Here is an 8,595-nt window from a genome sequence, read left to right as displayed (position 1 = left end):
GTTATATAGTGTTCAGGAGGACTCGTACTCATGTCATCGCCGGTTCCTTCTGATCTTTCTGACCGAATTGCGGCAGCAACAGCCAGCGCGATCAGGATCGCTGAGATCACTCTGCCACCTGATGTTCTTGAACGGATATTTGCAGCATCAGAGGATGAGACAAGTCCTGTTGCCAGAAGGGAACTGATGCATATTCTTGAAAATATCAGGCTTGCAGAGGAGAGGCAGGCACCTATTTGTCAGGATACCGGAATCCCTGTTATTTATCTTACTCTCCCTCCCCAGATTCCTTTTACTTCTTCAATCGTCGATGCTGTCCGCAAAGGTGTCAGGGAAGCAACTGAAACAATTCCCCTCAGACCTAACCTCGTCGATCCCATTACCCGGCACAACACGGGAACCAATACCAGTGCAAACATGCCTGCAGTTCATATTCTTCCCGGTGACCGGATGCAGGTGACCGTGCTTCCTAAAGGAGCAGGCTCTGAAAATGTTTCACGCCTTAAGATGTTCACTCCTACAGAGAAAGATCGGATTCCTGAGTTTGTTGTCGAAACTGCTCTCCTTGCAGGTGGAAGACCATGCCCCCCGATCATTTTGGGAGTTGGTATTGGAGGTACTTTTGATGGTGCAGCATCTCTTGCCAAAGAAGCATTACTGGAACCACTGGATCAGATGACTCCTGAAGAAACGGAAATCTGTCAGAAAGTGAACGATCTCGGTATTGGTCCGATGGGCCTTGGCGGGAAGACCACTTGTCTTGGAGTAAAAATTAAGTCAGCCGGCTGTCATACTGCCTCCCTTCCGGTTGCAGTAAACATACAGTGCTGGGCTGCAAGGCGTGCGACGGTGGAGGTGCCTCTCTCATGACTTCTCCTGATCCGATAGATTTGAAGACTCCGCTAGGCGATGAAATTCTGTCTCTTCATGCCGGCGACCTTCTGACATTAACCGGGAGTGTCTATACCGCACGTGATGAAGCCCATCTGCGTATGAAAGAAGATGGAATTCCATTTGATCCCAAAGGGGCAGTCATTTATCACTGTGGCCCAGTTGTGCAAAACAACAAGATTGTCGTTGCCGGCCCGACGACATCAGCCAGAATGAATCCACTGACCGGATTTGTTCTTGATGCCGGTGTCAAAGGACTCATTGGAAAAGGTGGGATGTCACCTGGGGTCAGGGATCAGTTGACAGACCGGGCTGTGTATTTCGCTTTTACTGGCGGATGTGCAAATCTTGCGGCGGCCAGGATGGAACTTGAAGGAGTCTTTTTTGAAGATCTTGGGATGGCAGAAGCGATCTGGCAGATCAGACTAGATCATCTCCCCCTCGTGGTGGCAATGGATGCACACGGAGGAGACCTGTTTGCTGCTGTTGAGAAGTCTGCACATGAAGTATTTCAGCGTGCGTACCCAACTTGTACGGGAACCCGACGATGAAACTCGAGATTGACGAGTCCCGGTGCAAGGGGTGCAATCTTTGCACGATGGTCTGTCCATACCGGATCTATCAGCCGGGAAAAGTGCCGAACCGCCGGGGGATCTATGTCCCTCATCTGGATCGACCAGAGCGATGCCCGAACTGCCGCCTTCAGCAATTATATGGAAGACGACTCTGCGGTGTCTGTGCATTGATGTGCCCGGATCAGGCGATTCGGTGGGTGAAGGAAAAACCGTATGAACCTCATAACGTGGTGATTGAGTATTGACTCGGCTTGAATTTATGCAGGGAAACATTGCCTGTGCAGAAGGAGCTCTGGCTGCAGACTGCACGTTCTTTGCCGGTTATCCAATTACCCCTTCCACTGAAGTAGCAGAGCATATGGCAGCAAAGTTGCCAAAAAGAAATGGATGCTTCATTCAGATGGAGGATGAGATAGCAAGCATGGCTGCAATCATCGGTGCTGCATGGACCGGTGTCAGGGCCATGACTGCAACTTCAGGCCCCGGTTTTTCGCTCATGATGGAGAATATCGGGTATGCGATAATGTCAGAAACACCCTGTGTGCTCGTCAACGTACAACGTGGAGGACCATCAACCGGTCAGCCTACCATGGCAGCTCAGGGTGACATGATGCAGGTCCGGTTTGGATCTCACGGAGATTTCAGCATCATTGCTCTCTCCCCGTCAACAGTTCAGGAGTGTTTTGAACTGACGGCAAAGGCATTCAACCTGGCAGACCAGTTCAGATGCCCTGTCTTCGTCATGGCAGACGAGGTTATCGGCCATATGCGTGAGAGGATCACAATCCCGGACAGTGTACCGGTTGTGAGAGCAAAACCCCTCAAAGATGGCATGCTCCCCTTTGCACCTGAAGAGGATCTCATCCCCGGGTTTGCTGCGTTTGGAACTGGAAGAAAGATTCCAGTGACTGGCCTCACACATAATGAAAAAGGATATCCTGACTCAACAAATCCTTCCCGTCATGACTCCCTTGTCAGAAGACTCGTTGATAAAATAGAGAGTGCTCGTCATTCAATAGCAGACTATGAGATCGTCAATGAAGATGCTGAATATATCTTTGTCTGCTATGGCTCTCCTGTAAGAACCGTGCAGGAGGTTGTTCAGCGTGCAAAGACTCCTGGAACCGGATATCTCAAGCTCAAAATAGTATGGCCGTTTCCTGAGGATCTTCTGGCCCGGTTTCCTCATGTAAAAGCCTTCATCGTTCCTGAACTCAATCTCGGCATGATCTCACGTGAGATCGAACGTCATGTCTGTGTTCCTGTCATTTCTGCTGGTAAAATTGGTGGAGATCTCCATACGCCAGATGAACTCATCTCAATCGTGGAAAAGCTTCGAGGAGGAGGCGCGATATGAGAGATGAATGGTTGAGATCTGACAGGCTGCCCCATATATATTGTGCAGGGTGTGGAAATGGGACCATCATCAATTGTGTACTTGAGGCCGTTGACCAGATTGGGTGGGAGATGGATGATACGGTCTTTGTATCAGGTATCGGATGCTCATCTCGTGCACCAGGCTACATCCTGACTGACTCACTTCACACGACCCATGGACGAGCACTGGCATTTGCCACCGGTGTAAAAATGGCAAAACCGGCCCTTAATGTTGTGGTTTTTACCGGCGATGGGGATCTGTCAGCAATAGGTGGCAATCATTTCATCCATGCCTGTAGGAGAAACATTGATCTGACCGTTGTCTGCATGAACAACTACATCTATGGGATGACCGGTGGTCAGGGAAGTCCTACAACTCCAATAGGAAAAACTTCAACAACCACACCCTATGGTGCAGAAGAGACTCCCTTTGATCTGGCAGAACTTGCGGTTGCTGCAGGCGCAAACTATGTGGCACGATGGACATCCTATCATGTCAAAAGACTGACGCAGGCTGTCATCGACGGTATGAATACACCGGGCTTCTCCTTTATCGAGGTGAGGTGTCAGTGTCCGACCTCGTATGGACGGCGTAATAAATACAAACAGCCTGGGGATTTCATATCATATCTGCGTGATAGTGCCATCCTGAAAGAACAATGGGACAGAACTGCTCATGGGGATGAACTCCCTCAAGATACGTTTCTTGTTGGAGAGTTTGTCCGTAGGAGCAGGCCGGTAATGGGGGTACCTCATGAGGCATGAGGTCAGGTTTTCAGGGTTTGGTGGTCAGGGAATCATTTTGAGTGCTGTGATCCTTGGCAGGGCAGCAGCACTCTATGACAACAGGTATGCAGTTCAGACACAGGTATACGGGCCTGAAGCGAGGGGTGGTGCATCCATGAGCCAGGTTGTCATTGATGATGAACCGATTCTCTTCCCAAAGGTTAAAATTCCAAATCTCTTCGTCATAATGAGCCAGGAAGGATTTGAGAAGTATGGTAAAAACGCCCCTGCAGATGCAACGATGCTGATTGACTCCGGCCTGGTTCATGATCGGCCATCCTGCAGATGTATTGAGATCCCGGCTACCCGGGAAGCTAAAGAGAAACTAGGCCGGGATATCGTTGCCAATATAATTATGCTCGGCAGTTTGACTGCAGCCACTGCTGTTGTCTCAAAAGAAGCACTTGAAAAAGCAATCCTAGCAAGTGTCCCGAAGGGCACTGAGGAATTAAATCTGAAAGCAATGCGTCTTGGATTTGCATTAGCCTCCCCTGATCAGTAAGGAGAAACCTGGATGAAATTACTGGAATATGAAGCAAAAGAGATTCTGAAAGATGCAGGGGTCCCTGTCCCTAAAGGGATACTCATTCGCGCCGGAGATGATGCAGGCGCCGGGGCAGCGCAGATTGGAGAGTTGGTTGTAGTAAAAGCTCAAATTGATGTCGGGGGTCGTGGGAAGGCTGGAGGAATCCTGATGGCTGGCTCTGCTACAGTTCAGGAGGTTGCAGGTCGTCTGCTTGGATCACGAATCAAAGATGTTCCGGTACATGCTGTACTCGTCGAGGAGCGGATTGCAATCGAGCATGAATATTATCTCTCCATCTCCATCGACCGATCTTCAGGATCTCCTCTTATTCTCTTCACTTCCAGTGGTGGAGTTGAGATTGAAGAGGTAGCACGAATCAACCCTGATGTCATACGAAGGGCTGTTATTCATCCTCTCCTGACTGATGTTCCTGGATACACAATCCGTCATCTTCTGGACGGAGCGCCGAGAGAACTAGGTCCGGTCATCAATAAACTCTACCATGTTTTCAGATCACGTGATGCACTCCTGGCTGAGATCAACCCACTGGTCACAACTCCTTCCGGTGTGTATGCAGCGGATGCCAAGATCATCATTGACGATAACGCTCTCGCAAGGCAGGGTATTTCAGAAAACCGTGATCTAACTGATCGGGAACGAAAAGCTGAAGAGTTTGGGTTTTCGTTCGTTGAACTGGATGGTTCAATTGGAGTGATCGGAAATGGTGCCGGTCTCACCATGGCAACGGTGGATCTGATTACGGTTCTGGGAGGCAAACCTGCCAACTTCCTTGATGTCGGTGGCGGTGCTGACCGGGTGAGGGTGGCTCATGCAGTGCAACTGCTTGGATCCATGCCCGGTGTTTCGGTTATCATTGTCAATCTTCTTGGTGGGATAACCAGGTGTGATGAAGTGGCGGCCGGAATCATTGAGGCCGGAGTAAGCCAGCAGGTGATCGTCAGGCTGGCCGGTACTAATGAAGAACAAGGAAGGGAGATGCTGAATAAACATGGGTACCGGATGCTTGACACCATGGAAGAGGCAGTTGCTGCTGCTGTCGAGGTGGCACAATGATCTATGCGGATAGGAACACCCGGGTCATTGTTCAGGGCGCCACAGGCAATCAGGGATCGTTTCATATCGGCAGGATGAATCAATACGCACAGTCCGTTGGTGGGTGCGGAGTGGTCGCCGGAGTCACTCCTGGAAAAGGTGGGCAGGAGTCTGCCGGCGTCCCTGTTTATAATAGTGTTCAGGAGGCAGTTGATACCCATGATGCATCTGCAAGCGTTATGTTTGTGCCCGGTGTTGCAGCTGGTGACTCGATCATGGAAGCAGCTGATGCCGGACTCGAACTGGTTGTTGCTATAACCGAACACATTCCTGTCCATGATGTGATGAAGGCATGTTCCTATGCAGCGATGCGGGACTGCACAGTCATCGGTCCTAATTGTCCAGGCCTTCTCTGTCCGGGTGAGATAAGTATGGGAATCATGCCCTCACATCTGTATGCCCGGGGCCCGGTCGGAGTTATCTCCAGGAGCGGAACCCTTACCTACGAGGTTGTTCATGAACTGACCCGGGCTGGAATTGGACAGAGCAGCGTGGTTGGAATTGGTGGTGATCCTGTAATCGGACAAACTTTTGCAGATGTCCTGGAACAATTTTCCGAAGATTCACAGACAAAGGCAGTCGTTCTCCTTGGTGAACTTGGAGGGAACCTTGAAGAGGAAGGAGCACGAATGGCTGACCTGCCCGTAGTTGTTTTTATAGCCGGAACAACTGCTCCCCCGGAAAAGAGGATGGGTCATGCAGGGGCTATCGTATCTGGTGGAGAAGGAGATGCAAACTCCAAAATAAAGCGCCTGAAGTCTCTCGGTATTCCGGTTGCTTCACGGCTATCTGAAATACCTGGTCTGATCAAAGAGATGGTGTGAAAAGATATGTCAATTCTTGATAACATCAAAGGACCCCGAAGTGGTGATGATGGGGATCCAAACGGTGGAAAGTTCAATCCGTTCAAGCTTCTTGATATCGGAGAGATCATGGTCAGGTACACTGACGGGATCAAGATCAAGGACTTTGTGTTTCTCTCAATTCTCACCAGTGAGCGTCTCATTCTGATCGATAGTACAAAACAGGGTACCGGGCAGATTGCCAAAGAAATTCCGTTCTCAGTGATTAAGCTGGCTGAACTTGAGCGTGATGAGCGGGATCGCCCAACCCTGGCTATCTCCATGGAAGTAGGAGGGCAGCATCGTGTGATGCGACTTGTCTTCACGGGTCTAATTAATGAGCCTGAAACCGAGTGCAGGGAATGGTTCACAGCGATCAATGGATATCCCCCTGAACGGATTGAAAAACAGGAGCTCAGACTGGACGAGCCGGCTACCCCTCCGCAACTAGAACCACGTTCTTACCCTAATGCCGTCGAGCAGCAACCTGTACCTGTTCCCTCTCCGGTTAGTTATAATCCTCCTCCTGTATCTCCTGTTCCTCCTGCTCCAACACTTGCTCCAGAAATAAGACAACCGGTCCCACAACCAGATCCGGTCACATATGCTCCCATTGGAGATGAGATCAGAACCCGTGATCCGGTTCAGCCTCCAACGCCCGTATATATACCTCCTCACCAACAGGAACTCATAAAGCCCGCTCTTCGGGCTGAACCGGTACCTGTTGTTCCAAGAGCATCTGCTATTCCATCCGCAGCAAAGAAGGTTGTTCCTTCCATCCCGATTCAGGAAGGTTCTGTTCGGATCCTTATTGAAAAGCCGGATATCTCACCCGTCCGGATACGTGCAGAGCCGGTAGGAGAGAAACAGCAGAAGAGAAACACATCATGGAAGTATTGTATTCAGTGTGGCTCGCGTATACCCTCACAGTCACGATTCTGCCAGTCATGCGGAAGTCAACAAACCTGATTGATGACTAAAACCCCGGTGCGTACAAGGTACGTTGAACTGGATTCTGCCCGGGGAATCGCCATTAGTATGATGGTGATCTTTCATCTCGTCTTTGATCTCTCATTCTTCTCTCTTTATCCGGTTGAAACCTCACACGGCTTTTGGCGAATATTTGGATATACGACAGCAGCGCTCTTTGTATCCATTGCAGGTGTGGCAGTAACTCTTCGTGCAGAGCGGGCTGCTTCATCCGTGGCAAAGCCATCTCATGTTCTCCCTTTTTTTAGACGAGGGGTCTTTCTTATAGGAGTTGGATTTCTTGTTACACTCGGAACATTAGTTTTTCTGCATGGGGAAGGATATGTGCTCTTTGGAATCCTGCAACTCATTGGAACCTCAACTATTCTCGCACCTCTCTTCTTTAGATTTGGTAGGAAAGCAGCAATTCCTGGTGTCATAATAATTCTCACCGGATGGCTGATCACACTTCCAACCGGTCCGATATGGCTATTATGGGCTGGAATACATCCGGTAGATTATATCTCTGTGGATTATACTCCGCTCATTCCCTGGTTTGGGGTATTCCTTATAGGTATGGCTGTCGGGTCCTGGTTATATCCACTTGGTACGAGATCATTCAGGGTTCCTGCCTGGGCTGACAGAATACTGTACTTCCCATCCCTTCCTGGAAAACATTCCCTGATTATATATCTGGTACACCAGCCGATCCTGCTATTCATCTTAACAGTGGTATATGGAAAAATACCTGGGTTATGGTAGTTCCCGGAAAAAATAGGTTATCTTCTGAAGATCATCACTATCGCAGCAACAACCAGTGAAAGGATAACAACCGCCGCTGGGAGGGGAGATTTTTTGCCAGATGCTTGAGAAGGAATGGACGATGAACCAGAAGAACTGTTAGAGAGATTTTTCTCTACTGCTTTAAGCCGATCTTTTGCCATAGTGAGATTTTTATCCATGTCAACTGCTCGTTTTAGGACATCTGCAGCACCTGTCAGATTTCCGGTCTTTTCATAAACTGTTCCAAGGTAATACCATCCAAGAGCTGAATTTGGATCATATTTCGTTGCCTTTTCAAATGCCTCTGCCGCTCCGGTATAATTCTGCTCCTCGTATCTGACAACACCAATATTACGCCAGGCAATTGTCATATTCGGGCGGATACTGATAGCCCTCTCATATGCGGCCACCTCTTCTGACTTGTTGCCGAGCATTCCAAGTGTGTAGCCCAAGTTGTACCAACCCTCTGGGTCTGTGGAGTTAAGGCGGGTTGCATTCTCTAATGCGTCCTTTGCCTCTGAGTAACGTTTCTGTGCTGTCAGGCTCAAACCCAGATTGTTCCAGGCATCAGAGAAGTTTGGATCCATACTGACTGCTATTTGGTATTCTCTGGTTGCATTCTCAGCAATGCCATAACTATAGAATGCATTACCCATCGAGTAATGATCTTGAGCTGTTTTCAGACTGGTATTGGTATCTGCCCAAACCTGACCGACTAACCACAGGGCAGATA

General features: G+C 49.3%; 11 protein-coding genes. 10 read left to right on the top strand and 1 reads right to left on the bottom strand.

The window, feature by feature from the left end:
- Window positions 1-30: 30 nt before the first annotated feature.
- From VN429_RS06550 to VN429_RS06505, 10 genes are read left to right on the top strand one after another with little or no spacing between them, the layout of a single operon-like run.
- Window positions 31-870: a fumarate hydratase gene (locus VN429_RS06550; RefSeq protein ID WP_325631177.1), complete on the top strand. Its 840-nt coding sequence runs from the start codon at window positions 31-33 to the stop codon at window positions 868-870.
- Window positions 867-1,442: a FumA C-terminus/TtdB family hydratase beta subunit gene (locus tag VN429_RS06545; protein ID WP_325631175.1), complete on the top strand. Its 576-nt coding sequence runs from the start codon at window positions 867-869 to the stop codon at window positions 1,440-1,442. The genes VN429_RS06550 and VN429_RS06545 overlap by 4 nt, the downstream gene beginning before the upstream one ends.
- Window positions 1,439-1,711 carry a 4Fe-4S dicluster domain-containing protein gene (locus VN429_RS06540; RefSeq protein WP_325631173.1) on the top strand — a complete coding sequence of 91 codons (273 nt, stop codon included), beginning with the start codon at window positions 1,439-1,441 and terminating at the stop codon, window positions 1,709-1,711. Before VN429_RS06545 ends, VN429_RS06540 begins: the two co-directional genes overlap by 4 nt.
- Entirely contained in the window at window positions 1,708-2,823 is a 1,116-nt protein-coding gene (locus VN429_RS06535; RefSeq protein ID WP_325631171.1) for a 2-oxoacid:acceptor oxidoreductase subunit alpha, read from the top strand. The genes VN429_RS06540 and VN429_RS06535 overlap by 4 nt, the downstream gene beginning before the upstream one ends.
- Entirely contained in the window at window positions 2,820-3,608 is a 789-nt protein-coding gene (locus tag VN429_RS06530) for a thiamine pyrophosphate-dependent enzyme (protein WP_325631169.1), read from the top strand. The genes VN429_RS06535 and VN429_RS06530 overlap by 4 nt, the downstream gene beginning before the upstream one ends.
- Complete coding sequence (locus VN429_RS06525; RefSeq protein ID WP_325631167.1) at window positions 3,598-4,131, top strand: 2-oxoacid:ferredoxin oxidoreductase subunit gamma; 534 nt, start codon at window positions 3,598-3,600, stop codon at window positions 4,129-4,131. The genes VN429_RS06530 and VN429_RS06525 overlap by 11 nt, the downstream gene beginning before the upstream one ends.
- Before the next feature lie 12 nt (window positions 4,132-4,143).
- On the top strand, window positions 4,144-5,229 hold the full coding sequence (locus VN429_RS06520; RefSeq protein WP_325631165.1) for a succinate--CoA ligase subunit beta: 1,086 nt from the start codon (window positions 4,144-4,146) through the stop codon (window positions 5,227-5,229).
- Window positions 5,226-6,092: a succinate--CoA ligase subunit alpha gene (gene sucD / locus VN429_RS06515; RefSeq protein WP_325631163.1), complete on the top strand. Its 867-nt coding sequence runs from the start codon at window positions 5,226-5,228 to the stop codon at window positions 6,090-6,092. Before VN429_RS06520 ends, sucD begins: the two co-directional genes overlap by 4 nt.
- 6 nt (window positions 6,093-6,098) lie before the next feature.
- A complete protein-coding gene (locus tag VN429_RS06510; RefSeq protein WP_325631161.1) occupies window positions 6,099-7,079 on the top strand; it encodes a zinc ribbon domain-containing protein in 981 nt (326 codons plus the stop codon).
- A gap of 3 nt (window positions 7,080-7,082) precedes the next feature.
- Window positions 7,083-7,841 (top strand): heparan-alpha-glucosaminide N-acetyltransferase, encoded by a 759-nt coding sequence (locus tag VN429_RS06505; RefSeq protein ID WP_325631159.1) that lies wholly within the window; start codon window positions 7,083-7,085, stop codon window positions 7,839-7,841.
- Window positions 7,842-7,858: 17 nt separating this feature from the next.
- Here VN429_RS06505 and VN429_RS06500 read toward each other — a convergent pair.
- Window positions 7,859-8,595, bottom strand: a 737-nt coding sequence (locus tag VN429_RS06500) for a tetratricopeptide repeat protein (RefSeq protein ID WP_325631156.1), incomplete at its 5' end; no start/stop codon positions are given.

Source organism: Methanospirillum sp. (genome assembly GCF_035560735.1).
Classification (GTDB): Archaea; Halobacteriota; Methanomicrobia; order Methanomicrobiales; family Methanospirillaceae; genus Methanospirillum.
The sequence above is the reverse complement of the archived record's forward strand: the minus strand, read 5'-3'. Positions and strand labels throughout refer to the sequence as shown.

Coding starts and splice junctions, on each gene's coding strand:
- sucD (WP_325631163.1), top strand. CDS start 5,226: ATGATCTATGCGGATAGGAACACCCGGGTCATTGTTCAGGGCGCCACA.
- VN429_RS06525 (WP_325631167.1), top strand. CDS start 3,598: ATGAGGCATGAGGTCAGGTTTTCAGGGTTTGGTGGTCAGGGAATCATT.
- VN429_RS06510 (WP_325631161.1), top strand. CDS start 6,099: ATGTCAATTCTTGATAACATCAAAGGACCCCGAAGTGGTGATGATGGG.
- VN429_RS06540 (WP_325631173.1), top strand. CDS start 1,439: ATGAAACTCGAGATTGACGAGTCCCGGTGCAAGGGGTGCAATCTTTGC.
- VN429_RS06520 (WP_325631165.1), top strand. CDS start 4,144: ATGAAATTACTGGAATATGAAGCAAAAGAGATTCTGAAAGATGCAGGG.
- VN429_RS06530 (WP_325631169.1), top strand. CDS start 2,820: ATGAGAGATGAATGGTTGAGATCTGACAGGCTGCCCCATATATATTGT.
- VN429_RS06550 (WP_325631177.1), top strand. CDS start 31: ATGTCATCGCCGGTTCCTTCTGATCTTTCTGACCGAATTGCGGCAGCA.
- VN429_RS06505 (WP_325631159.1), top strand. CDS start 7,083: ATGACTAAAACCCCGGTGCGTACAAGGTACGTTGAACTGGATTCTGCC.
- VN429_RS06545 (WP_325631175.1), top strand. CDS start 867: ATGACTTCTCCTGATCCGATAGATTTGAAGACTCCGCTAGGCGATGAA.